Raw genomic sequence first — 360 nt, forward strand, 5'->3', positions numbered from 1 at the left:
ATGTAACTCAGCATGTAACTCAGCAAACCAATAGATAGGTTGTAGGTCGAGAAATATAGATTATAAATCGCTTTTCGATAAAATAAAAATAACAGCAGGTGAACAAACCCGAGTGCAAAGAAAATTCCGCAGATGAGCATTGCAATAAAATTAAATACCTGCATCATCTCAACTTTATCAGCCAGAAAATCATTTGCAGCAATCAATTCTACATCAAGCGCAACAGGACTGTAGTTGACAACCGTTTTTTTAGTTTTTGTGATCGGAAGAAACCGTATTGCCAAAACATTTGCCTCCGTATTTCCTAAAGAAAACATGGCGGGAACTTCATTTTTAATTCTAAATTGAGTAGTTTTTGCA

At 35.3% G+C, this 360-nt stretch carries 1 protein-coding gene; it reads right to left on the reverse strand.

Annotated elements, in window-relative coordinates; genetic code table 11:
* On the reverse strand, positions 1–360 hold a 360-nt coding region (locus AB4Y90_RS18290; RefSeq protein ID WP_441558978.1), incomplete at both ends, for a hypothetical protein.

The sequence above is a fragment of the Chryseobacterium sp. 2TAF14 genome, assembly GCF_052115105.1.
Lineage (GTDB): Bacteria > Bacteroidota > Bacteroidia > Flavobacteriales > Weeksellaceae > Chryseobacterium.